The sequence below is a fragment of the Pseudomonas sp. zfem002 genome (assembly GCF_032621685.1).
In the GTDB taxonomy this organism is placed as follows: domain Bacteria; phylum Pseudomonadota; class Gammaproteobacteria; order Pseudomonadales; family Pseudomonadaceae; genus Aquipseudomonas; species Aquipseudomonas japonica.
Genome location: NZ_JAVYJH010000005.1, coordinates 40491 through 61515, shown reverse-complemented (window position 1 = coordinate 61515; position 21025 = coordinate 40491). Strand labels below are relative to the sequence as shown.

The window sequence follows — 21025 nt, the reverse complement described above, 5'->3', positions numbered from 1 at the left end:
GGCGCCATAAGCGGGTATATACCCGCTTATGGCGGTGAAAAAATTCAGGCCAGCTGCTTCAGCAGGCGGACCAGTTCATCGCGCTGTGTTTCGCCGAGGCTTTCGACCAGGCTGGCCTGGGCTTTTTCCCAGGCCGGTTCGGCACTGCGCACCCGTTCGGCGCCCTCGGCGGTGAGCAGCACCACGCGGTTGCGCAGATCCTCGCCTTCGATCAGCGCCACCAGGCCGTCCGCTTCCAGCACCTTGAGATTGCGCCCCAGGGTACTGCGGTCCAGGCCCATGGCTTCGGCAAGGATCGAGATGCTCGGGCGATCGAGGCGCTGCAGATGCCGCAGCAGGGAAAACTGCGCGACATTGATCCCGGAGCCTTCCAGGGCTTCGTCGTAGTGTCGGCTCACCTCACGGGCAGCGCGACGCAAATGGGTGCAGATGCAGGTACTGGTCAACATGGATACGTGTATATACCCGCATCAGGCATGACGCAAGGGGAAGTTACTGAATATTTCAAGCGCGAGACAGGGCCAGCGCGAGCAGAACCGCGAGTTCAAGCAGCTCCAGCAAGGCCCCGGCGGTATCGCCGGTGGTGCCGCCGAGACGGCGCAGCATCGAGCGGCGCAGGAGGTAGAAGGTCACCACCCCCACCGCCATGGCCAGCACACCGCCCAGCCACAGGCAGGCCGCAGCGCTCAGGGCCAGCACCCAGGCCGCCGCACGCCGTGGCAGGTGTTCGGCCAGCGCCTGGCCGAGTCCGCCGGGGCGCACGTAGGGCGTGGTGAGAAACAGCGCCAGCAGGGCCGCCCGCCCCACGACGGGCGCCAGCACCAGCAGCATGCCCTGCCCCGCCTCGACCAGCGCCAGCAGGGCAGCGAACTTGAGCAGCAGCACCAGCACCAGGGTGACCACGGCGATCGGCCCGCTGCGCGGGTCCTTCATGATCAGCAGGGTGCGTTCGCGATCGCCGAAACCACCGAGCCAGGCATCGGCGCTGTCGGCCAGGCCATCCAGGTGCAGGCCGCCGCTGAGCAGGACCCAGGCACTGAGCAGCAGGGCGGCGTGGAGCAGCGGCTGGGTGCCTTGCAACAGGGCATCCAGGGCCCAGAGCAGCACGCCGAAGAGCAGGCCCACTGCGGGATAGAACAGCAGCGAGCGCCCGGTTTGCCGGGGCTCGGGCATGCCCGGCAAGGTTACCGGGAGGCTGCTGAGAAATTGCAGGGCGATCCAGAAGGGCAGCATCGGTGTTCCTCAAGACAACAATTCTTCGGCTTGGCGGGATCCGCTCCTACACCGGATGCGGTGAATCCAGTATCTCCAGCAGCCCACCACCCGCCTCGACCCGCAGCCGATGCAAGGCGCCATGTGCAACCTCCACCTGCAGCAACTGCTCCCGCGGCAACCCCCGGGCCCGCGCCAGCAACAGACGCATCACCCCGCCATGGGTCACCAGCAGCACCCGCTCGCCGGCATGGGCTGCGTGCAGCCGGTCCAGCGCATCCAGCACGCGGACGGCAAAAGCCTCCACCGCCTCGCCATTGGGCGGAGTGAAGCCATAGGGATCGTTCCAGAACTGCCCAAGCGCCTGCTCGTGATCGACCATCAGTTCGACCGCGCTGCGCCCTTCCCAATCACCGAAATGCAATTCCTGCAGGCCCGGCTCCAGCGCCAGTGGCAGTTGCAGTTGCTGCGCCAGGCGCTCGGCAAACCGCGCACAGCGCTGCAACGGCGAACTGACCAGCCGATCCCACGGCCCGCCGCCCGCCACCGCCGCCTGCATTTGTGCCCAGCCCTGTTCGGTCAGCGCATCGTCGAGGCTGCCGCGAAAACCGCCACCCAGCTCGGTCTCGCCGTGGCGCAACAGGTCGAGGATCATGCCGGACGATCCGCCACCGCGGCTTCGGCGAACGTCGCCATCTGCCCGTGCAGCTCACAGGCCAGGCGCAGCAACGGCACCGCCAACGCCGCGCCGCTGCCCTCGCCAAGGCGCAGGCCGAGTTCCAGCAGCGGTTCGCCGTGCAGTTCGGCGAGCAGTCGCCGATGCCCCGGCTCGGCGCCGCGATGGGCGAACAACAGCCAAGGCCGGCAGCCCGGGTTGAGACGTACCGCGAGCAACGCCGCCACCGTACAGATAAAGCCATCCACCAGCACCGCCACGCCCTCCTGGGCGCAGGCCAGATAGGCGCCCGCCAGCGCGGCGATCTCCAGGCCGCCGACCCGCAGCAAGGCCTGGAACGGATCGGCCGTGGCGGCGCCATGCAGACGCAGCGCCGCCTCGATCACCTCGGCCTTGTGGCGCACGCCGGCCGCATCCAGCCCGGTGCCGGGACCGCTCAGCTCGCTGGCCGGGCAATCGAGCAAGGCGCAGGCCAGGGCACTGGCCGCGGTGGTATTGCCGATGCCCATCTCGCCCCCGATGAACAGCCGCGCCCCTGCCGCCAGCGCGCGCAGGGCGCTTTCGCGTCCGGCCTGCAAGGCGCGATGGCCCTGGGCCTCGCTCATGGCCGCGGTGCGGGCGAAATTGGCCGTGCCCGCGGCGATCCGCTCGTGACGCACGCCCGGCAGATCGAGCTGCAGGTTCACCGTCCCCAGGTCCACCACTTCCAGTCGCGCATCCAGTTGCCGGGCCAGGACACTGATGGCCGCGCCGCCACTGACGAAGTTGAGCAGCATCTGCCCGGTGACTTCCTGCGGATAGGCGGAAATGCCTTCGGCCACCACGCCATGGTCGCCGGCGAAGATACTGATCCAGACCTGATCCAGGCCCGGCTTGAGTTGCCCCTGCAACGCCGCCAGCTCCACCGCCACCTGCTCCAGGCGGCCCAGCGAGCCGGCCGGCTTGGTCAACTGCTGCTGGCGCGCGAACGCCTCGGCACGCACCTTCTCGTCCGCCACGCGGCACGCATTCAGCCACCAGGACTGGGTCATGATTCGGTTCCTTTGAGGTAGAGCGGCAGGCCGGCGACGGTGAGGATCACCCGCTGGCAACGTTCAGCGACCGCCTGGTGCAACCAGCCGGCCTCATCGACGTAACGTCGGGTCAGTTCGCCCAGGGGCACCACGCCCAGGCCGGTTTCGTTGCTGACCAGGATGATTTCCCCCGGCAGTTCGTCCAGGCAGGCCAGCAGTGCGTCGCGCTCGGCGGCCAGGCGCGCCAGGTCGTCGAGCATCAGCAGGTTGGTCAGCCACAGGGTCAGGCAGTCCACCAGCAGGCAGCGTCCGGCGTCAGCTTCGGCACGCAGCACCCGGGCCAGGGCCAGCGGCTCCTCGATCAGCGCCCATTCGGCCGGACGCCGCTCGCGGTGCAGTTGCACCCGCGCGTTCATTTCACCGTCCAGCGGCTCGCTGGTGGCGATGTAGGTCACCGGCAGGCCGCTGGCCACGGCACGTCGTTCGGCCAGGCGGCTCTTGCCGGAACGGGCGCCGCCGAGGATCAGGTTGAGCATGTTCAGTCCAGCCCACAGAGTTGACGGAGCCGGGCGCAATCCAGGTGCTGCTGCACCAGATCGGCCAGGCGTTCGATATCCAGTTCGCGCAGGGCGTGGTAGTCGATCTGCTCGACCTCTTCGAGCCCGGCCCAGCGCAGCAGCGCGGCGCAGGACTGCGGCGACTCGAACAGACCGTGCAGGTAGGTGGCGAGGATCTGCCCGTCGGCACTGATCGCGCCATCGCAGCGACCATCGGCCAGTTGCACCGCCGGATGCTCCAGCGCCGGGCCGCGGGTGACCCCGGCATGGATCTCGTAGCCACTGATGGCAGCCTGTTCCAGGGCCAGGGTGCCGCTGACATTGCGCAGCTGCTTTTCCGCCTCCAGCACCGTCGCGTAGTCCAGCAGGCCGAGGCCCGCACTGCTGCCGGCGGCGCCTTCCAGCCCCAGCGGGTCGTCCACCCGCTGGCCGAGCATCTGCAGGCCACCGCAGATGCCGACGACCTTGCCGCCGTAGCGCAGATGCCGGGTGATGGCCTGGTCCCAGCCGCGTTCGCGCAATTGCGCCAGGTCGCCGCGCACGCTCTTCGAGCCGGGCAGGATGATCAGGTCGGCGGGGGGAATCGCCTCGCCGGGACCGATGAATTGCAGGTCCACCTGCGGGTGCAGGCGCAGCGGGTCGAAATCGGTGTGGTTGCTGATCCGCGGCAGCACCGGGACGATCACCTTGAGCACCCGCGCGGCCTTGTTGCCCTGACGCCGGTCGAGACCGTCCTCGGCTTCCAGGTGCAGGTCCATCACGTAGGGCAGCACGCCCAGTACCGGTTTGCCGGTGCGCGCCTCCAGCCAGTCGAGCCCCGGCTGCAGCAGGGCGATGTCGCCACGGAAGCGGTTGATGACGAAGCCCTTGACCCGCGCCTGCTCGCTCGCCGACAGCAGTTCCAGGGTGCCCACCAGGTGCGCGAAGACCCCGCCACGATTGATGTCGGCGACAAGGATCACCGGACAGTCCACCGCCTCGGCGAAGCCCATGTTGGCGATATCGCCGGCGCGCAGGTTGATCTCCGCCGGCGAGCCGGCGCCCTCCACCATCACCACCGGGTACTGCGCGTCGAGACGCCGGTGCGAGGCCAGCACCGCTTGCATGGCGATGGCCTTGTAGTCGTGATAGGCCACGGCGTTCATGCTGGTGACCGCACGACCATGGACGATGACCTGGGCGCCGGTATCGCTGTTGGGCTTGAGCAGCACCGGGTTCATGTCGGTGTGCGGCGCCAGCCCGCAGGCCTGGGCCTGTACCGCCTGGGCCCGGCCGATTTCGCCGCCGTCGGCGGTCACCGCGCTGTTCAGCGCCATGTTCTGCGGTTTGAACGGCACCACGGCAACGCCCTGGCGCTTGAGCCAGCGGCACAGCGCGGTCACCAGGGTGCTCTTGCCGGCGTCGGAGGTGGTGCCCTGCACCATCAGCGTGGTCATGCCTGCTCCTTGCGGTAGGCGTCCAGCGCCGCAGCCAGTTTCAGCCAGTCGGCCTCGTTGGCGGGCAGGCCGAAACGCAGGCCGGCGGGCTGTTCGAACAGGCGCAGGAGAATGCCGCGCCGGGCCATGAATTCATGAATCGCCGCGGCATCGGCATGGCGCAGGTACTGGAACAGGTCGCAGCCGGCGCTGGGGGCCAGTTGCGCCTCGCTCAGCAGGCTGGCCAGGCGCGCACTGGCCCGGGCACAGCGTTCGGTCTGCGCGTGCTGTTCGGCCGTGTCGCGCAGGCAGGCCTCGCCGAGAATCCGCGTCGGCCCGCTGACCGACCACGGGCCGATCTCCTCCGCCAGCGCGCGCAACAGGCCTGGCTCGGCCAGGACGAAACCGAGGCGCACCCCGGCCAGCCCGAAGAACTTGCCGAACGAACGCAGCACGATCAGCCCTTCGCGCTCGCTGTCGGCGGCGATGCTGGCGGCCGGCGTGTTGTCCATGAAGGCTTCGTCCACCAGCAGCCAGCCACCACGCTGGCTCAGGCGCGCGTGCCAGGCGAGCAGGGTCTGCCGCGGCAGCATCCGCGCGGTGGGGTTGTTGGGGTTGACCAGGACCAGCACGTCGAGCTCGTCCAGTTGCCCTTCCACCTCGGCCTCGTCCAGCTCCCGCACCCGGTGTCCGGCACGGCGCCAGGCCTCGGCGTGCTCGGCATAGCAGGGCGAGACGACCGCCACCGTGCCGCGCCGGCGCAGACGCAGACGCAGACGCGGCAAAGCCTGGATCGCCGCCTGCGAGCCGGCCACCGGCAACAGCTGCGCGACCTGGTAATAGGCACGCGCGGCCTGCTCCAGGCCGTCTTCGGTTTCCGGCAGGCGCGCCCAGGCACGCGGCGGGATCTCGGCGAGGGGAAACGGCCAGGGCGCGATGCCGCTGGACAGGTCCAGCCAGGCCTCGCGGGGGATGCCGTAGTGCTCGATCGCCCGTTGCAGGCGACCACCGTGTTCAAGCATAGAATTCCGCTCCCAGGCACAACAGCAGCAGCCACAGCCAGACGCCCTGGCAAACCAGGCGCCAGCCGCGCTCGATGGCCCCGGCATCGGCCGCCGGGCCCTCACCGAGGCGCGCGCGTTCGTGCAGCTCACCATGATAGACAGCCGGCCCGCCCAGCTCGACGCCAAGGGCCCCGGCCCCCGCCGCCATCACCGGCCCGGCGTTCGGGCTGTCCCATTTGGGCGCCTGCTGACGCCAGCATTTCAGGGCCAGGCGCGTCTTGCCCAGCAGCGCGTAGGTCAGCGCCACCAGGCGCGCCGGCAGGTAGTTGAGGACATCGTCGATCCGCGCGGCGGCCCAGCCAAACCGCTCGAAGCGCTCGTTGCGATAGCCCCACATGGCATCCAGCGTATTGCTCAGGCGATACAGCACCACCCCCGGCGCGCCGGCGATGGCGAACCAGAACAGGGCGGCGAACACCGCGTCGCTGCCGTTCTCCAGCACTGACTCGGTGGCTGCGCGCGCCACGGCGGTTTCGTCCAGCTCGCGGGTTTCCCGGCTGACCAGGTAGCCGACACGCTTGCGCGCCTCGTCCAGGTCGCCGCCGCGCAAGGCATCGGCCACCGGCTGCACATGTTCGCCAAGGCTGCGCAGGCCGAGGGCGCAGTACAAGGCGAGGATTTCCACCAGCCAGCCGATATAGGGCAACCAGGACAGCGCGGTGGCGAGCAGGGTCAGCGGCACCACGGCCAGCAACCAGGCGCTGACACCATGGCTGCGCCAGCCGCGTCCGCCGGCATTGAAACGCTGCTCCAGACGCCCGGCCATGCGGCCGAAGGCCACCAGCGGATGCCAGCGCCGCGGCTCGCCCAGCAGCGCATCCAGCGCCACCCCGGCCACGGTCAGCAAGGCCACACTCATTCGGCTTCTCCCCATTGGTTTTCAAACAGCATGTCCGCCAACGGCCGTGGCGTGGTCCAGCCTTCCAGCGCGAGCATCGGCGCCGGATAGAATTCGCGCACAGGGCCCAGGCAAAGAATCGCCAGCGGCTTGGCCCCGGCCGGCATGCCCAGCAGTTCGGCCAGGGCCAGCGGATCGAACAGCGACACCCAGCCCATGCCCAGGCCCTCGGCGCGGGCGCTCAACCACAGGTTCTGGATCGCGCAGGACAGCGACGCCAGGTCCATTTCCGGCAAGGTCCGGCGACCGAAGACATGCACCTCGCGCTTGTCCATCAGCGCCGCCACCAGCAGCTCGGCGCAGTCGTTGATGCCTTCGACCTTGAGCTGCATGAATTCGTCGGAACGCTGCCCGAGGGCTTCGGCGGTGCGCAGGCGTTCGTCCTCGACCAGCGCCTGGATGCGCTGGCGCAGGTCGCGGCGGGTGATGCGGATAAAGCGCCAGGGCTGCATCAGGCCGACACTGGGCGCCTGGTGCGCGGCTTCCAGCAATCGCGCGAGGAGCTCGGGGGCCACCTCGCCGCCACTGAAGTGGCGCATGTCGCGGCGCTCGCCGATGGCGCGATAGATCGCCGCGCGCTCGGCCGCGCTGTAGGCGTGTTCGCTCATGGCGCCAGCAGCGCCGCCGTCGCGTCGGGGTTGGAGGGGAAATAGAAGTGCACGTAGGAGGCGGTCAGGCGGCCGATCCGGTACACCGCTTCGGCGCCGCGTCCACCGTTGGGGCTCTGTCCGCGGGCGATGGGCTGCAGCTCGGTGCTGGTCAGGGAATGGTGATAGGTGTGCCCGCGCAGCGTGCCTTGCGCCAGCTCCACCGCCTGCAGGGCCAGGGCGGCGAGGCGCTTCTGCATGGTCGCTTCACCGGGCAGCAGGCCGACCAGTTCGGCGCGCTCGCCGGCGACATCGGTCAGGGCATCGAGCAGGTAGAGCATACCGCCGCACTCGGCCAGCAATGGCTTGCCGGCCTGGTGATGGGCGCGGATCGCCGCCAGCATCGCGCTGTTGCCGGCCAGGGCGTGGTGGTGCAGCTCCGGGTAGCCGCCGGGCAGGTACAGGCTGTCGGCGTCCGGCAGCGCACGGTCATGGATCGGCGAGAAGAAATGCAGGTCGGCGCCCATCGCCCGCAGCAGGTCGAGATTGGCGCCGTAGGTGAAAGCGAAGGCTTCGTCGCGGGCCACGGCAATACGTACACCGGCCAGGCGGGTTTCGACCTCGCGCGACACGGGGGCGGCAAAGGCCACTGCCGGTGGCAGGGACGACTGGCAACTGTCGCCGAGGGCCTTGGCGGCGGCGTCCAGACGCAGGTCGAGGTCGCTAAGTTCGCTGGCCTGGACCAGACCCAGGTGCCGGCTCGGCAGCTCGATCCCGGTCTCCCGCGACAGGCCGCCGTACCAGCGCAGGCCCTCGGTGAGACTGCCTTCGAGCAGTTGCGCATGACGCAGCGAACCGACGCGGTTGGCCAGCACGCCGGCGAACGGCAGGTCGGCCTGGTAGCGCGCCAGGCCCAGGGCCAGGGCGCCGAACGTCTGGGCCATGGCCGTGCCGTCGATCACCGCCAGCACCGGCACACCGAAATGCCGGGCCAGGTCGGCGCTGGACGGCGTGCCGTCGAACAGCCCCATCACCCCCTCGATAAGGATCAGGTCGGCCTCACCGGCGGCTTCCCAGAGCAGGCGGCGGCTTTCCTCGGCGCCGACCATCCACAAGTCGAGCTGGTACACCGGGGCGCCGCTGGCCCGCTCGAGAATCATCGGGTCGAGAAAATCCGGTCCGCACTTGAACACGCGGACCTTGCGCCCCTGGTTGCGATGCAGGCGAGCCAGGGCCGCGGTGACGGTGGTCTTGCCCTGGCCGGAGGCCGGCGCGGCGATCAGCACCGCCGGGCAATGCCGGGTGTCGCTCATAGCTCGACGCCCTTCTGCGCACGAATCCCGGCCTGGAAGGCGTGCTTGACCATGCCCATCTCGGTGACGGTGTCGGCCAGTTCGACCATTTCGTCCTTGGCGCCGCGGCCGGTGACGATCACATGCTGCATCGGCGGGCGCGCCTGCAGGTCGGCGAGCACGCTGTCCAGGTCGAGGTAGCCGTGCTTGAGGGCGATGTTCAGTTCGTCGAGCACCACGAAGCCGATGCTCGGGTCCTGCAGCAGTTGCCGGGACACCTCCCAGGCCGCTTCGGCAGCGGCGATGTCGCGCTGGCGATCCTGGGTTTCCCAGGTGAAGCCCTCGCCCATCACGTGGTAGCGCACCTGCTCGGGGAAGCGGCGGAAGAACAGTTCTTCGCCGGTGGCGTTGCGGCCCTTGATGAACTGCACCACACCACATTGCATGCCGTGGCCCAGGGCGCGGGCGAGCATGCCGAAGGCCGAGCTGCTCTTGCCCTTGCCGTTGCCGCTGAGCACCAGCAGCAGGCCGCATTCGTTGGGCGCATTGGCGATGCGCTCGTCGATCACCGCCTTCTTGCGCTGCATGCGCGCCAGGTGGCGTTCGTCACGTTCGGGGGATTCGCTCATCGGGGGTCTCCGCGGGCCACTGTCGCCAGGCGGGGAGCGACGACAGCTGAGGGGAAAATGGCACGGGAACAGGCGCAGAAACCGGACGCGGGGTCCGAAAAACCGCGCACCACCCTCCGTGATGCCGTTGACTGTTTGCAGGCCGGTCTCCGGGCTCACGAGCGGATCGGGGCGATCCCGACCGGGCGCCTTCCCGGGTTGGAAACCCAGTGGCCATGCGCGGTCTTGGCTCATTTACCGTTGCGGGGGCAGCGCCGGAATCGCACGTCTGGCGCACTCACCGGCTTCCCTGTTTCACCCTGTCGACCCGCGGGTCACAGAGCACCTGAAACAAGTCGCGAAGGTTAGAGGGTTGGGCCGGGAGCGTCAATTGGAGACGCCCGTCACAGGCCTGACCCATGACACTTCCTGGAGGCTGTGCCACAGTGATATCAAATAGCCATGGTTTTCCGCTGTACTCGTACAACAACTACGAAAGGAGAGCAGCATGCAAGGCCTGATTCTCAACAATTCCCGCCTCGAATTCCTGCGTCCGGCGCTGGAGCGCTGGGGGGAAAGCATCGAGCGCTTCAACCAGGTCCTTGGCGATAACGAAGGGCCTTACTGGCATGGCGCCCAGGCCAACCTGGGGATACTTTCGGCGGCCATCTGGCAGGCCGAGCTGGTCACCCTGCAGGCGTACCAGAGCAAGAAACAGCGCGACGAAGGCGAACGCAACGCCCGCTGCGACCTGCTGATCGCCAGTCGCGACGAGTCGGCCTACCTGCATGCCGACCAGCGCTGGCCGAAGGTCGGTCGGCTCGACCTCAGCGGCGCCTTGCAGGAAGCCGGCGCCGTGGCGAAGAGCATCGCCTATCCCAGCCAGTTGAAGATCGCCGCGCTGTTCGTCAGCCCGGTCAAGCTGGAAAAGCATGCCAGCCCGGAAGAGTTGCAGGACATAGTGGATGACCTGCAGAAACACAACGCCTGTGCCATCGCCTGGTGCTTCCCGTATGGCTATCGCAAGTTGCATGACGAGTTCGGCCAGTACTATCCCGGGGTGGCACTGCTGCTGAAGCAGGTCTGAGCCCTCGAACGCATCGCTGGCAAGCCAGCCCCCACAGGTACAGCGTGTACCGCGGTCCTTGTGGGAGCTGAACCACCCCACATCCAACTGAACCTCCCTGCTCCGTCTCGCCTCTGACCTGTAACCCCCCTGTTACGCCAAGGAGTCGAGCATGACCTCACTGCGCATTGCCGTACTGCTGGCCCTCGCCGCCGGACTCAGCGCCTGTGGCGAAACGGCCCGCCTGCAGGTCGCCGACGGCAGCGGCCCGGCGCCACAACTGCCGGAACCGAACAGGACGCTGATCCCCACGGTGAACATCGCCCCGGCGATCGGTTGGGCCGAGGGCGGCCAACCCGTCGCCGCCCAGGGCACCCAGGTCGTGGCCTTCGCCAGCGGCCTGGACCACCCGCGCTGGCTCCATGTGCTGCCCAACGGCGATGTGCTGGTGGCGGAAACCAATGCCCCGGAAAAACCCGAGGACGGCAAGGGCATTCGTGGCTGGGTGATGGGCAAGGTCATGGCCCGCGCCGGGGCCGGCGTGCCCAGCGCCAACCGCATCACCCTGCTGCGCGATGCCGACCGGGACGGCGTGGCGGAGACCCGCACGGTCTTTCTCAAGGACCTGAACTCGCCGTTCGGCATGGCCCTGGTCGGCAACGACCTGTATGTCGCCGATACCGACCGCCTGCTGCGCTTCAAGTACCAGGACGGCGCCACCTCGCTGACGGGGCCGGGCGAGCCGGTTGCCGAGTTGCCTGGCGGTCCGCTCAATCACCACTGGACCAAGAACGTCATCGCCAGCCGCGATGGCAGGAAGCTCTACGTCACCGTCGGCTCCAACAGCAACGTCGCGGAAAACGGCATGGACCAGGAACGGCAGCGCGCGGCGATCTGGGAAATCGATCCCGCCACGGGCCAGCAGCGGATCTTCGCCTCCGGCCTGCGCAACCCCAACGGCCTGGCCTGGGAACCCCACAGCGGCCAGCTCTGGACCGCAGTGAACGAACGCGACGAGATCGGCAGCGACCTGGTCCCCGACTACATCACCTCGGTACGCGACGGCGGGTTCTATGGCTGGCCCTACAGCTACTACGGCCAGCATGTCGATACGCGAGTGCAACCCAGCGACCCGAACCTGGTGGCCAGGGCGCTGGTCCCGGATTACGCGGTGGGCCCGCATACCGCCTCCCTGGGCCTGGCCTTCGCCGAACCGGGAGCCTTGCCGCCGCCGTTCGATCAGGGCGCGTTCATTGGCCAGCACGGTTCGTGGAACCGCAAGCCGCACAGCGGCTACAAGGTCGTGTTCGTGCCGTTCAGCAGCGCCGGGAAGCCCGCGGGCAAGCCGATCGACCTGCTGAGCGGATTCCTGAGCGACGACGGCAAGGCCATGGGACGGCCGGTGGGGGTGGTGACCGACCAGCGTGGTGGAGTGCTGGTGGCGGACGATGTGGGGAATGTGGTCTGGCGGGTGAGCAAGGCTCAATAACCGAGGGTGTTGCTACCGGCCTCATCGCGGGCAATGCCCGCTCCCACAGGGGTGCGATGAGGCCATCAGCTACAGCACAGGACTATGGATTGCGCGCCAGATGCTCCGGCGCCTGCAGCACCCGCTTGGCATTCAGGTAGGAGCGCTGCCAGTAGCTGTTGGCCAGATAATCCAGGCGCACGGTCCCGCCCGTGGACGGCGCATGCACGAAGCGCCCTTCGCCGACATAGATCCCGGCGTGGTTGACCTGGCTGGCGCCGTTCGTCGCGAAGAACACCAGATCCCCTGACTGCAGGGCATCGCGGCCCACATCCGGCGCGCGCATGACGATCAGTTCACGGGTCGAACGGGGCAGCTTGATGCCCGCCGCGTCACGATAGACGTACCCGATCAGCCCACTGCAATCGAAACCGGAGTCCGGCGTGTTGCCGCCCCAGCGATACGGCGTGCCGACCAGGCCCAATGCCCGGAAAAGCACGTCGTCAGCGGCTGGCGAGTAGGTGATCTGCGCAGGAACATAGGCGGGCTGGACCACCTGGGACGGGGTCGGGGCGTGACTGGAGCAGGCACCGAGAAGTGCCGCCAGGGACAATACCGCTATACGCGCCATCATCGACATCTCAGAACATCCTGTCTGAAAGTGCCCGGCGTCAGGCCGGAAAATTGGTGAGGGTCAAGATTAGACGTTTTCTGTAAACACGCACGGCGACTAGCTTTTCAGCATCGTCGCCGTGTTGGGACACCACCCGGAAGCGCTTAGTTGCGCGAAATCTGGGTCGGTGCCGGGGCCATCGCCAAGGCGCGCTTGGCTTCGATGAAGGTCTTGCTCCAGTAGCGATCGCCAAGGCTGTCGATACGCACGCCACCGCTGCGACGGCTGCTGGAGTGGATGAACTGGTTGTCGCCGAGGTAGATACCGGCGTGGCTGACGCGACCGCGGCCGTTGGTGCTGAAGAACAGCAGGTCACCCGGCTTGAGGTTGTTGCGCGATACCAGCGGGGCATCCACGTTGATCATCTCGCGGGTGGAACGCGGCAGGTTCATGCCGGCTTCCTCGCGGAACAGGTAACCGATGAAACCGCTGCAATCGAAGCCCGACTGCTCGGAGGTGCCACCGAAGCGGTAACGGGTACCGATCAGTGCCATGCCGCGCTCGAGGATGCTGTCGGCCAGGGCTGGCAGCTGGTAGGACTTGTTGCCGGAGAAGGTTTCCAGTTCCTGCTCGGTGGCCAGCTCTTCCTCGAACACCGAGGCATCGGCGACGGTGGAGGACTTGTGAGCGGACGTGGCGGAAACGGAATAGTGATCCTGCTGTTGCTGAACCGGGCCTTGGGCCGCGCAGCCAAACAGCAGTGTCACGAGTGCGAGGGGCACGAGGGGTGCGAAGCGATTCAGCATGGGCACGACCGTGTCTTGGATTCAAAGAAGTCGAGACTATGCCTACTATCGATTCGATTTGCAAATTCAATCGAAAAAAATGTGACTTTTATGTGCCGAGGCTCTGGGACGCCTGTTACCAGCCAAGGGTTTCCTTCAGGAAGGGGATGGTCAGCTTGCGCTTTTCCTGCAGCGAGGCCTGGTCCAGGCGCTCCAGCAGGTCGAACAGCGCGCTCATGCTGCGGGTACCGCGGGTAAGGATGAAATGCCCGACTTCGTCGGTCATCTGCAGGCCGCGACGCGAGGCGCGCAGTTGCAGGGCGCGCAGCTTGTCTTCGTCGGTGAGGGCGCGCATCTGGAAGATCAGCGCCATGGTCAGGCGCGACTTGAGGTCGGGCAGCTTGATCGGCAGTTCCCGCGGCGAGGCGGAAGCGGCGATCAGCAGGCGCCGGCCGCTGTCGCGCAGGCGATTGAACAGGTGGAACATGGCCTCTTCCCACTCCGGCTTGCCGGCGATGACATGCAGGTCGTCGAGGCATACCAGCTCGTACTGCTCGAGGTAATCCAGCAGTTCGACACCACGGTCGAGGAGTTGCGCCAGCGGCAGGTAGACGGCGGGTTCGCCCATCTGTTCGAAGCGCAGGCAGGCGGCCTGCAGCAGATGGGTGCGGCCGACACCCTGCTTGCCCCACAGGTAGATGAGACTTTCGGTCCAGCCGGCGTCGGCTTCGCAGAGTCGCTCGACGTAGCCCAATGCTGCGGCGTTGGCACCCGGATAGTAGTTGATGAAGGTGGCGTCATCGCGCAGACGCACACCCAGGGGCAACTGGATCGGTTTCATGCTGGCTGGGCGGTTGCGAGGAACCGCAAAGGGCCCTTGGTAAAAGTCTGCAAAGTCTATACCCGTGGCGCCGGTCGCACAATGAGCGAAGACCACAAGGAAAATCAAAGGCTTGCACCGACCGCCAAAGGCCGGTGCAAGCCCATTGCCATTATCTACAGTTCGGGATCGATCTCTTCGCCGTAAATGTCCGACCGCTTGTAGAAATCATGCATGTGCCGCAGCAGCACCATGATCACCGCAGCCGCCGGCAGCGCCAGGAGCACGCCGGTAAAGCCGAACAGTTCGCCGCCGGCGAGAATGGCGAAGATCACCGCCACCGGATGCAGGCCGATGCGGTCGCCCACCAGCAACGGCGTGAGCACCATGCCTTCGAGCATCTGCCCGATCATGAACACCGCGGCGATGCCCAGCAGCGGGTAGAGGTCGCCGCCGAACTGGAACAGCCCGGCGACCATCGCCGCGCCGATACCGATGATGAAGCCCATGTACGGCACGATGGCCGCCAGGCCCGCCAGCAGACCGATCAGCAGGCCCAGTTCGAGGCCCACCAGCATCAGCCCGGCGGCATAGATCACGCCCAGCGCCAGCATCACCAGCAACTGGCCACGGACGAAGGCGCCGAGAACCTCATGGCACTCCCCCGCCAGCGCCACCACCTGCGCTTCGCGCTGGCGCGGCAGCAGGCTGCGCAACTTGGCCATCATCACGTCCCAGTCACGCAGCAGGTAGAAGCCCACCACCGGTATCAGCACCAGATTGGCCAGCCAGGCCACCAGCGCCAGCCCCGACGCGGTGACCTGGGACAGCACCACGCCGACGATATCGGTGGTCTGGCCCATGTGCGCGCCGATGGCCGCCTTGACCTTGTCGAACTTCCAGAAGCCGTCGGCCAGCCCCAGCCGGGCCTGCGCCCAGGGCAGCGCGACGTGCTGCAACCAGTCGAGCATCTGCGGCGCCAGCTCGTACAGGCGCACCAGTTGCCTGGCCAGCATCGGGATCAGCACCAGCAGCATCGCCAGCAGGATCAGGCTGAACAGGGTGAAGACCACCATCACGCCGGCGGTACGCGACAGCCCGGCGCGCTCCAGGCGATCCACCAGCGGGTCGGCCAGGTAGGCCAGGAGAATCCCCACCAGGAACGGCGAAAGGATGCCGTGCAGCAGATACACCAGCACAGCCAGGGACAGCAGCGCGCCCAGCCACATCCAGCGGCGTACGTCGATCATCGCGAGGGCTCCCTACCAGCGAAAACGCAGGCCGCTGAACGGCGCGGCCACCGGCGCGGCAGCGACACCTTCGGCGGGCGCGGCGACAGGCGCCGGCGCGGGCGCGGGCGCCTCGGCCGGCATTTCCTGCAGCCTGGCCAGGCCCAGTTGCGCCCGCAGTTGATCGCTGCTGGCGGTGGCCTTCCAGGTCATCACGTCGCCGTGCACCTCGGTGACACGTCCGGCGAACGGCTCGAGCACCCGACCCAGTTCGGCATAACGTTCCAGGTTCATGCCCTGGACCTGGATCAGCTGTTCGCCGCTGGTCCCCGGCTTGACCACGAACCGCGGTGCCAGGCGCTGACTCACCGCCAGCATCACTGCATCGGCGACGGCAGCCTGGTCGGCGCCCTCGACCTTGCCCTGCTCGCGCTGCTCGCCCAGCCACAGGCGCCAGGTGCCGTTCCACTTGCCATCGGCCTCGCTGGCATGCACCGCCAGCAACGCATCGGCGCCGTAGCGTCCGGAGGCCGCCTGCAACGGTGCCGGGTCGATGCCTTCGAGGTTCTTCGCGGTGGCGACCAGTTGTTCCTCCAGGTCGCCCAGCGGCAGGCGCAACGGCAGGCCACGATGCTGGGCGGCGCGACGCAGCGCCTCGGCATTGGCCTGGCCATCACCAACCAGGTTCGAACCTTCGGCACTGTCGTTCAGCCACCAGCCAAGAATCGCCGGGCGATTGCTGCCCCACAGGGCCAGCCCGGCCTTGCGCAGGGCGCGCTCGGTGCTGCCGGGGTCGAACTCCACCAGCAGGCTCTCGGGCGGCCCCGCCTCGAAACCGAACTGGCTGATGATCTGTTGCGGGTCTTTGCGCAGCTCGGCAAGCCCGGGGTTCTGCGGCGCCTTGGGATCACCGGTGAGGCGCAGGACCAGGGTGTCCAGCGCGCCCTGGGTGGCCTGGGCGCGGGCCTCGGCGCCCTGCCCGATCACCGGCTCGCGCACCTGGTACAGGCCGGAAACGGTTTCGGCCTGGGCCGCCATGCCGAACACGGCAACGCAGCAACCGAACAGATATGTACGCAAACGCATGAAGGATTCCTGTCCAGATAAATGAAGAAGCGAAAGCCAAGACCCTCGCCACCGCGCAAAATTCACTCAGGGGGCGGTGTTTCACCTCCTATACCTTATACAGGCCGTGACCGGGCAACCACCCGCCGCCGGCGATTCGCGCTTTTTCCTTATATTCAGGTCCTGCCCGTCGGCCTGAGGATGGCCGCTGCCGGGCAACCCTGATAAAATCGCGCGCCTTCGCAGACCGCTGACGGTCGGGCAGGCGGATCCATTTTCCCCGCAGCCTGGCAGGTCACGGTCGATTCCCCCGAATCCCTCCCTCCTAAAGGCCTGGATCACATGAGCAAGCAACCCTCCCTGAGCTACAAGGACGCCGGTGTAGACATCGACGCCGGCGAAGCACTGGTCGAACGCATCAAAGGCGTGGCCAAGCGCACCGCGCGCCCGGAAGTCATGGGCGGCCTGGGCGGTTTTGGCGCCCTCTGTGAAATCCCGGCCGGCTACAAGCAGCCGGTCCTGGTCTCCGGCACCGACGGCGTCGGCACCAAGCTGCGCCTGGCGCTGAACCTGAACAAGCACGACTCGATCGGCCAGGACCTGGTCGCCATGTGCGTCAACGACCTGGTGGTCTGCGGCGCCGAGCCGCTGTTCTTCCTCGACTACTACGCCACCGGCAAGCTCAATGTCGACGTCGCCGCCACCGTGGTCACCGGCATCGGTGCCGGTTGCGAACTGGCCGGCTGCTCGCTGGTCGGTGGTGAAACCGCGGAAATGCCGGGCATGTACGAAGGCGAAGACTACGACCTGGCCGGCTTCTGCGTCGGCGTGGTGGAAAAGGCCGAGATCATCGACGGCTCCACCGTCGCCACCGGCGACGCCCTGATCGCCCTGCCGTCCTCCGGCCCGCACTCCAACGGCTACTCGCTGATCCGCAAGATCATCGAAGTGTCCGGCGCCGACATCGAGCAGACCCAGCTCGACGGCAAGCCGCTGACCGAACTGCTGATGGCCCCGACCCGCATCTACGTCAAGCCGCTGCTCAAGCTGATCAAGGACACCGGCGCGGTCAAGGCCATGGCCCACATCACCGGCGGCGGTCTGCTGGACAACATTCCGCGCGTGCTGCCAAAAGGCGCCCAGGCGCTGATCGACGTGGCCAGCTGGCAGCGTCCGGCGGTCTTCGACTGGCTGCAGGAAAAAGGCAACGTCGACGAGCACGAAATGCACCGCGTGCTGAACTGCGGCGTCGGCATGGTCATCTGCGTGGCCCAGGACAAGGTCCAGAGCGCCCTCGACGTCCTGCGCGACGCCGGTGAGCAGCCATGGGTCATCGGTCAGATCGCCGTGGCCGCCGAAGGCGCCGCCCAGGTCGAGCTGAAGAACCTCAAGGCACACTGATGCCCAGCGAGACTTGCGATGTAGTGGTGTTGCTGTCGGGCTCCGGCAGCAATCTGCAAGCCCTGATCGACAGCGCCCGTGCCGGGGATTCCCCGGTGCGGATCCGCGCCGTGATTTCCAACCGCGCCGATGCCTACGGGCTGCAGCGCGCCCGTGACGCCGGCATCGACACCGTCGTGCTCGATCACAAGGCCTTCGACGGTCGCGAAGCCTTCGACCAGGCGCTGGTCGAACGGATCGATGCCTTCTCGCCGCAACTGGTGGTACTGGCCGGTTTCATGCGCATCCTCAGTGGCGGCTTCGTGCGTCACTACGAGGGCCGCCTGCTGAATATCCACCCGTCCCTGCTGCCGAAATACAAGGGCCTGCATACCCACCAGCGGGCCCTGGACGCCGGCGACAGCGAGCATGGCTGCAGCGTGCACTTCGTCACCGAGGAACTCGATGGCGGGCCGCTGGTCGTACAGGCAGTCATTCCGGTGGCAGCGGATGACACGCCAGAAAGCCTGGCGCAGAGGGTTCATGTCCAGGAACACCAGATTTACCCGCTGGCAGTGCGCTGGTTCGCCGAAGGCCGTTTGCGCCTGGGCGAACAGGGTGCTCTACTGGATGGCCAGACACTGGCGGCCAGCGGCCACTTGATTCGACCCTAGGAGATTTTATGCGTCGCGCCCTGCTTCTCGCTCTCGCCGTGCTCGCGCTGCCGCTTCAGGCAGCCGACCTGAAACCGTTCTCGGCCAGCTACACCGCCGACTGGAAGCAACTGCCGGTCGCCGGTGGTACTGCCGAGCGCAGCCTGGTGAAGAACGCCAACGGCACCTGGAACCTGAACTTCAAGGCCTCGATGATGCTCGCCAGCCTGACCGAGCAGAGCACCCTGACCCTGGACAAGGACACCCTGCTGCCGCAGGCCTACCACTTCGAACGTGGCGGCTTGGGCAAGGCGAAGAAGGTCGACCTGGACTTCGACTGGTCGCAGAAGGTCATCACCGGTACCGACCGTGGCGACGCGGTCAAGCTGCCGTTGAATCGCGGCGTGCTGGACAAGTCGAGCTACCAGCTGGCCCTGCAGCATGACGTCGCGGCCGGCAAGAAGAGCGTGAGCTACCAGGTGGTCGATGGCGACGAGATCGACACCTACGACTTCCGCGTACTGGGTACCGAGAAGGTCAACACCAAGACCGGTCCGGTCGATGCGATCAAGGTCGAGCGGGTGCGCGACCCGAGCCAGAGCAAGCGCATCACCGAGCTGTGGTTCGCCAAGGATTGGGACTACCTGCTGGTGCAACTGCGCCAGGTCGAGACCGACGGCAAGGAATACGTGATCGTGCTGCAGGAAGGCACGGTGGATGGCAAGGCGGTCAAGGGCAACTGAGACGCTGCTTTCCGTAGTACCCGGGAACCCCGCCTTGTGCGGGGTTTTCTTTTTGGCTACCGGATATTCCGCCACAAATGCATGAAAGATCTTTCATCGCGGTTTTAATTTACTTAGCCAGCTAACAAATTCTATAAAAGAGGCCTGCGACAGAGTGCCGCAGTTAACCGGATTTGGAGTTTGCACATGACTGTCAAAGTAACTGAGCGCGACGAATCGAAACTGTCCCATGAAGGTGTCGCCGCCGGCGTGCGCATCTGGGATGTGCACCAGCAGGGCCAACTGGTCGGCATGTTCCACGACGAACAGGACGCCCAGCGCTACCGCATGGAACTGGAAATCTGGGAGACCCACCAGGCCAAGGCCTGAGCCGCGCCCCTGAAAGCACAAACCCCGCCGAGGCGGGGTTTGTCGTTGTTTACCACATCAGGTCGTCAGGAATGACGTAGGCGGCATACGGATCATCGGCATCCGGCTCCTCCACCTGGGTGTTGAGCAGCAGGATGCGCTTGGGATCGCGTTCCTGGATCTTCAGCGCGGCTTCCCGCGGAATGATCTCGTAACCGCCACCGTGGGCGACGATGGCCAGCGAGCCGCTGCTCAGCTTGCTGCGCATCAGGGCATTGACCGAGATGCGCTTGACCTTCTTGTCGTCGACGAAGTTGTAGTAGTCCTCGGTGTTCAGCTTGGGCAGGCGCGACACTTCGATCAATTGCTTGACCTGCGCGGCACGGGCCTTCTGCTCGGCCTTTTCCTGCTGCTGGCGGTTCAGTTCCTGGTCGCGCGCGGCCTTCTCGGCCATGGCTTCCTTGGCCAGGCGCTGCTGGCTGTCGTCGACCTCGACCTGGCCCTTGTGCTCCAGGCGCTTCTGTTTCTTCTGCTCTTTGTTGACCTGCTTGACCTGCTTCTGGTTGACCAGACCGGCTTTGAGCAATTGGTCGCGAAGGGAAAGGCTCATCGGTGTTCACTCACTTATGCATCACGCTCAGCCGCAGCTGGGCAGGTTCTTTTCCTGTCGCTTGGCTTCGCCCCAGAGCGCGTCCAAGTCTTCGAGGGTGCAATCTTCGATCGGACGACCCGTGTCGCGCAATGCCTGCTCGATAAAACGGAAGCGTCGTTCGAACTTGGCGTTGGCACCGCGCAGGGCATTCTCCGGATCGATCTTCAGGTGCCGGGCCAGGTTGACCGTGGCGAACAGCAGATCGCCCACTTCGTCAGCCAGTGCCACGGCGTCGTTGTCGGCCATGGCCTCCAGCACTTCGTCCAGCTCTTCGCGGACCTTGTCCAGTACCGGCAGCGGGCCTGGCCAGTCGAAATTGACCTGGGCCGCGCGCTTCTGCAGCTTGGCCGCGCGCGACAGCGCCGGCAGCGCCGCCGGCACGTCGTCGAGCAACGACAACTGCTCCGGCACGCTTTTCTCGGCGCGCTCTTCGGCCTTGATCTGCTCCCAGCGCTGCTTGACCTGATCTTCGTCGAGGCGCGGGGTATCCAGCGGCGCGTACAGCTCGCCGGTGGGGAAGACATGGGGATGACGGCGGATCAGCTTGCGGGTGATGCTGTCGATCACGCCGGCGAATTCGAAGCGGCCCTCCTCCAGCGCCAGTTGGCTGTAGTAGACCACCTGGAACAGCAGGTCGCCGAGCTCGCCCTGCAGGTGCTCGAAATCGCCACGCTCGATGGCGTCGGCCACCTCGTAGGCTTCCTCGAGGGTGTGCGGGACGATGCTCGCGTAGGTCTGTTTGAGGTCCCAGGGGCAGCCGTACTGCGGATCGCGCAGACGGGCCATGAGGTGCAGCAGGTCGTCCAGGGTGTACATCGGGGGTTCTCTAAAGGCCATCGGCCATTACAGGATAGACCCATCGCCACCCAGGGGGTGACGAC

Annotated in this window: 24 protein-coding genes and 1 riboswitch; of the genes, 6 read left to right on the top strand and 18 right to left on the bottom strand. The window is 66.7% G+C overall.

Annotated elements, in window-relative coordinates:
* Positions 1 to 44 precede the first annotated feature (44 nt).
* From RTI28_RS09045 to cobO, 11 genes are read right to left on the bottom strand one after another with little or no spacing between them, the layout of a single operon-like run.
* Positions 45 to 449: a MarR family winged helix-turn-helix transcriptional regulator gene (locus RTI28_RS09045; protein WP_316920138.1), complete on the bottom strand. Its 405-nt coding sequence runs from the start codon at positions 447 to 449 to the stop codon at positions 45 to 47.
* A gap of 55 nt (positions 450 to 504) precedes the next feature.
* Positions 505 to 1233, bottom strand: coding sequence for an adenosylcobinamide-GDP ribazoletransferase (locus RTI28_RS09040; protein WP_316920137.1), 729 nt, complete (start codon positions 1231 to 1233; stop codon positions 505 to 507).
* Between the two features lie 46 nt (positions 1234 to 1279).
* On the bottom strand, positions 1280 to 1867 hold the full coding sequence (gene cobC, locus RTI28_RS09035; RefSeq protein ID WP_316920136.1) for an alpha-ribazole phosphatase family protein: 588 nt from the start codon (positions 1865 to 1867) through the stop codon (positions 1280 to 1282).
* Positions 1864 to 2919, bottom strand: coding sequence for a nicotinate-nucleotide--dimethylbenzimidazole phosphoribosyltransferase (gene cobT / locus RTI28_RS09030; protein WP_316920135.1), 1056 nt, complete (start codon positions 2917 to 2919; stop codon positions 1864 to 1866). The genes cobC and cobT overlap by 4 nt, the downstream gene beginning before the upstream one ends.
* Positions 2916 to 3437: a bifunctional adenosylcobinamide kinase/adenosylcobinamide-phosphate guanylyltransferase gene (gene cobU / locus RTI28_RS09025; protein ID WP_316920134.1), complete on the bottom strand. Its 522-nt coding sequence runs from the start codon at positions 3435 to 3437 to the stop codon at positions 2916 to 2918. The genes cobT and cobU overlap by 4 nt, the downstream gene beginning before the upstream one ends.
* 2 nt (positions 3438 to 3439) lie before the next feature.
* Positions 3440 to 4894: a cobyric acid synthase gene (locus RTI28_RS09020; protein ID WP_316920133.1), complete on the bottom strand. Its 1455-nt coding sequence runs from the start codon at positions 4892 to 4894 to the stop codon at positions 3440 to 3442.
* Complete coding sequence (gene cobD / locus RTI28_RS09015) at positions 4891 to 5895, bottom strand: threonine-phosphate decarboxylase CobD (RefSeq protein ID WP_316920132.1); 1005 nt, start codon at positions 5893 to 5895, stop codon at positions 4891 to 4893. The genes RTI28_RS09020 and cobD overlap by 4 nt, the downstream gene beginning before the upstream one ends.
* Positions 5888 to 6796: an adenosylcobinamide-phosphate synthase CbiB gene (gene cbiB, locus RTI28_RS09010; RefSeq protein ID WP_316920131.1), complete on the bottom strand. Its 909-nt coding sequence runs from the start codon at positions 6794 to 6796 to the stop codon at positions 5888 to 5890. The genes cobD and cbiB overlap by 8 nt, the downstream gene beginning before the upstream one ends.
* A complete protein-coding gene (gene bluB, locus RTI28_RS09005) occupies positions 6793 to 7443 on the bottom strand; it encodes a 5,6-dimethylbenzimidazole synthase (RefSeq protein WP_316920130.1) in 651 nt (216 codons plus the stop codon). The genes cbiB and bluB overlap by 4 nt, the downstream gene beginning before the upstream one ends.
* Positions 7440 to 8735 (bottom strand): cobyrinate a,c-diamide synthase, encoded by a 1296-nt coding sequence (locus tag RTI28_RS09000; RefSeq protein ID WP_316920129.1) that lies wholly within the window; start codon positions 8733 to 8735, stop codon positions 7440 to 7442. Before RTI28_RS09000 ends, bluB begins: the two co-directional genes overlap by 4 nt.
* Positions 8732 to 9343 (bottom strand): cob(I)yrinic acid a,c-diamide adenosyltransferase, encoded by a 612-nt coding sequence (gene cobO, locus RTI28_RS08995; protein ID WP_316920128.1) that lies wholly within the window; start codon positions 9341 to 9343, stop codon positions 8732 to 8734. Before cobO ends, RTI28_RS09000 begins: the two co-directional genes overlap by 4 nt.
* Positions 9344 to 9465: 122 nt before the next feature.
* Positions 9466 to 9687: riboswitch (cobalamin riboswitch) on the bottom strand.
* Between the two features lie 143 nt (positions 9688 to 9830).
* On the opposite strand from cobO, the gene RTI28_RS08990 reads away from it, so the two are divergent.
* Both RTI28_RS08990 and RTI28_RS08985 read left to right on the top strand, forming a co-directional pair.
* Entirely contained in the window at positions 9831 to 10409 is a 579-nt protein-coding gene (locus RTI28_RS08990; protein WP_316920127.1) for a hypothetical protein, read from the top strand.
* 151 nt (positions 10410 to 10560) lie between these two features.
* Positions 10561 to 11877 carry a sorbosone dehydrogenase family protein gene (locus RTI28_RS08985; protein ID WP_316920126.1) on the top strand — a complete coding sequence of 439 codons (1317 nt, stop codon included), beginning with the start codon at positions 10561 to 10563 and terminating at the stop codon, positions 11875 to 11877.
* Positions 11878 to 11959: 82 nt separating this feature from the next.
* Here the strand turns inward: RTI28_RS08985 and RTI28_RS08980 are convergent, their stop codons facing one another.
* The 5 genes from RTI28_RS08980 to RTI28_RS08960 form a co-directional block, all read right to left on the bottom strand.
* Positions 11960 to 12496: a C40 family peptidase gene (locus RTI28_RS08980; protein ID WP_316920125.1), complete on the bottom strand. Its 537-nt coding sequence runs from the start codon at positions 12494 to 12496 to the stop codon at positions 11960 to 11962.
* Between the two features lie 137 nt (positions 12497 to 12633).
* The gene (locus RTI28_RS08975; RefSeq protein ID WP_316920124.1) at positions 12634 to 13275 is read right to left on the bottom strand and encodes a C40 family peptidase; all 642 of its coding nucleotides are present in this window, start codon (positions 13273 to 13275) and stop codon (positions 12634 to 12636) included.
* Positions 13276 to 13390: 115 nt separating this feature from the next.
* Positions 13391 to 14095, bottom strand: a complete 705-nt coding sequence (gene hda / locus RTI28_RS08970) for a DnaA regulatory inactivator Hda (protein ID WP_042127824.1) — start codon at positions 14093 to 14095, stop codon at positions 13391 to 13393.
* A 155-nt stretch (positions 14096 to 14250) separates the two neighbouring features.
* Positions 14251 to 15324 (bottom strand): AI-2E family transporter, encoded by a 1074-nt coding sequence (locus RTI28_RS08965; RefSeq protein WP_316920123.1) that lies wholly within the window; start codon positions 15322 to 15324, stop codon positions 14251 to 14253.
* A gap of 12 nt (positions 15325 to 15336) precedes the next feature.
* The gene (locus RTI28_RS08960; protein ID WP_316920122.1) at positions 15337 to 16389 is read right to left on the bottom strand and encodes a DUF2066 domain-containing protein; all 1053 of its coding nucleotides are present in this window, start codon (positions 16387 to 16389) and stop codon (positions 15337 to 15339) included.
* Between the two features lie 321 nt (positions 16390 to 16710).
* On the opposite strand from RTI28_RS08960, the gene purM reads away from it, so the two are divergent.
* The 4 genes from purM (at position 16711) to RTI28_RS08940 (ending at position 19513) form a co-directional block, all read left to right on the top strand.
* The gene (gene purM, locus RTI28_RS08955; protein WP_316920121.1) at positions 16711 to 17769 is read left to right on the top strand and encodes a phosphoribosylformylglycinamidine cyclo-ligase; all 1059 of its coding nucleotides are present in this window, start codon (positions 16711 to 16713) and stop codon (positions 17767 to 17769) included.
* Positions 17769 to 18422: a phosphoribosylglycinamide formyltransferase gene (purN, locus tag RTI28_RS08950; RefSeq protein WP_316920120.1), complete on the top strand. Its 654-nt coding sequence runs from the start codon at positions 17769 to 17771 to the stop codon at positions 18420 to 18422. Before purM ends, purN begins: the two co-directional genes overlap by 1 nt.
* A gap of 8 nt (positions 18423 to 18430) precedes the next feature.
* Positions 18431 to 19144 (top strand): DUF3108 domain-containing protein, encoded by a 714-nt coding sequence (locus RTI28_RS08945; RefSeq protein WP_316920119.1) that lies wholly within the window; start codon positions 18431 to 18433, stop codon positions 19142 to 19144.
* 186 nt (positions 19145 to 19330) lie between these two features.
* Positions 19331 to 19513, top strand: coding sequence for a hypothetical protein (locus tag RTI28_RS08940; protein WP_316920118.1), 183 nt, complete (start codon positions 19331 to 19333; stop codon positions 19511 to 19513).
* A 49-nt stretch (positions 19514 to 19562) separates the two neighbouring features.
* On the opposite strand, the gene RTI28_RS08935 is transcribed toward RTI28_RS08940, so the two are convergent.
* Positions 19563 to 20102, bottom strand: coding sequence for a DUF2058 domain-containing protein (locus RTI28_RS08935; RefSeq protein ID WP_316920117.1), 540 nt, complete (start codon positions 20100 to 20102; stop codon positions 19563 to 19565).
* Positions 20103 to 20129: 27 nt separating this feature from the next.
* Positions 20130 to 20960, bottom strand: coding sequence for a nucleoside triphosphate pyrophosphohydrolase (mazG, locus tag RTI28_RS08930; RefSeq protein ID WP_316920116.1), 831 nt, complete (start codon positions 20958 to 20960; stop codon positions 20130 to 20132).
* Positions 20961 to 21025 lie beyond the last annotated feature (65 nt).

Bases quoted from the DNA above. Each gene is read 5' to 3' on its own strand.
- RTI28_RS09045 (WP_316920138.1), bottom strand. From the start codon at position 449: ATGTTGACCAGTACCTGCATCTGCACCCATTTGCGTCGCGCTGCCCGT.
- RTI28_RS09040 (WP_316920137.1), bottom strand. From the start codon at position 1,233: ATGCTGCCCTTCTGGATCGCCCTGCAATTTCTCAGCAGCCTCCCGGTA.
- cobC (WP_316920136.1), bottom strand. From the start codon at position 1,867: ATGATCCTCGACCTGTTGCGCCACGGCGAGACCGAGCTGGGTGGCGGT.
- cobT (WP_316920135.1), bottom strand. From the start codon at position 2,919: ATGACCCAGTCCTGGTGGCTGAATGCGTGCCGCGTGGCGGACGAGAAG.
- cobU (WP_316920134.1), bottom strand. From the start codon at position 3,437: ATGCTCAACCTGATCCTCGGCGGCGCCCGTTCCGGCAAGAGCCGCCTG.
- RTI28_RS09020 (WP_316920133.1), bottom strand. From the start codon at position 4,894: ATGACCACGCTGATGGTGCAGGGCACCACCTCCGACGCCGGCAAGAGC.
- cobD (WP_316920132.1), bottom strand. From the start codon at position 5,895: ATGCTTGAACACGGTGGTCGCCTGCAACGGGCGATCGAGCACTACGGC.
- cbiB (WP_316920131.1), bottom strand. From the start codon at position 6,796: ATGAGTGTGGCCTTGCTGACCGTGGCCGGGGTGGCGCTGGATGCGCTG.
- bluB (WP_316920130.1), bottom strand. From the start codon at position 7,443: ATGAGCGAACACGCCTACAGCGCGGCCGAGCGCGCGGCGATCTATCGC.
- RTI28_RS09000 (WP_316920129.1), bottom strand. From the start codon at position 8,735: ATGAGCGACACCCGGCATTGCCCGGCGGTGCTGATCGCCGCGCCGGCC.
- cobO (WP_316920128.1), bottom strand. From the start codon at position 9,343: ATGAGCGAATCCCCCGAACGTGACGAACGCCACCTGGCGCGCATGCAG.
- RTI28_RS08990 (WP_316920127.1), top strand. From the start codon at position 9,831: ATGCAAGGCCTGATTCTCAACAATTCCCGCCTCGAATTCCTGCGTCCG.
- RTI28_RS08985 (WP_316920126.1), top strand. From the start codon at position 10,561: ATGACCTCACTGCGCATTGCCGTACTGCTGGCCCTCGCCGCCGGACTC.
- RTI28_RS08980 (WP_316920125.1), bottom strand. From the start codon at position 12,496: ATGTCGATGATGGCGCGTATAGCGGTATTGTCCCTGGCGGCACTTCTC.
- RTI28_RS08975 (WP_316920124.1), bottom strand. From the start codon at position 13,275: ATGCTGAATCGCTTCGCACCCCTCGTGCCCCTCGCACTCGTGACACTG.
- hda (WP_042127824.1), bottom strand. From the start codon at position 14,095: ATGAAACCGATCCAGTTGCCCCTGGGTGTGCGTCTGCGCGATGACGCC.
- RTI28_RS08965 (WP_316920123.1), bottom strand. From the start codon at position 15,324: ATGATCGACGTACGCCGCTGGATGTGGCTGGGCGCGCTGCTGTCCCTG.
- RTI28_RS08960 (WP_316920122.1), bottom strand. From the start codon at position 16,389: ATGCGTTTGCGTACATATCTGTTCGGTTGCTGCGTTGCCGTGTTCGGC.
- purM (WP_316920121.1), top strand. From the start codon at position 16,711: ATGAGCAAGCAACCCTCCCTGAGCTACAAGGACGCCGGTGTAGACATC.
- purN (WP_316920120.1), top strand. From the start codon at position 17,769: ATGCCCAGCGAGACTTGCGATGTAGTGGTGTTGCTGTCGGGCTCCGGC.
- RTI28_RS08945 (WP_316920119.1), top strand. From the start codon at position 18,431: ATGCGTCGCGCCCTGCTTCTCGCTCTCGCCGTGCTCGCGCTGCCGCTT.
- RTI28_RS08940 (WP_316920118.1), top strand. From the start codon at position 19,331: ATGACTGTCAAAGTAACTGAGCGCGACGAATCGAAACTGTCCCATGAA.
- RTI28_RS08935 (WP_316920117.1), bottom strand. From the start codon at position 20,102: ATGAGCCTTTCCCTTCGCGACCAATTGCTCAAAGCCGGTCTGGTCAAC.
- mazG (WP_316920116.1), bottom strand. From the start codon at position 20,960: ATGTACACCCTGGACGACCTGCTGCACCTCATGGCCCGTCTGCGCGAT.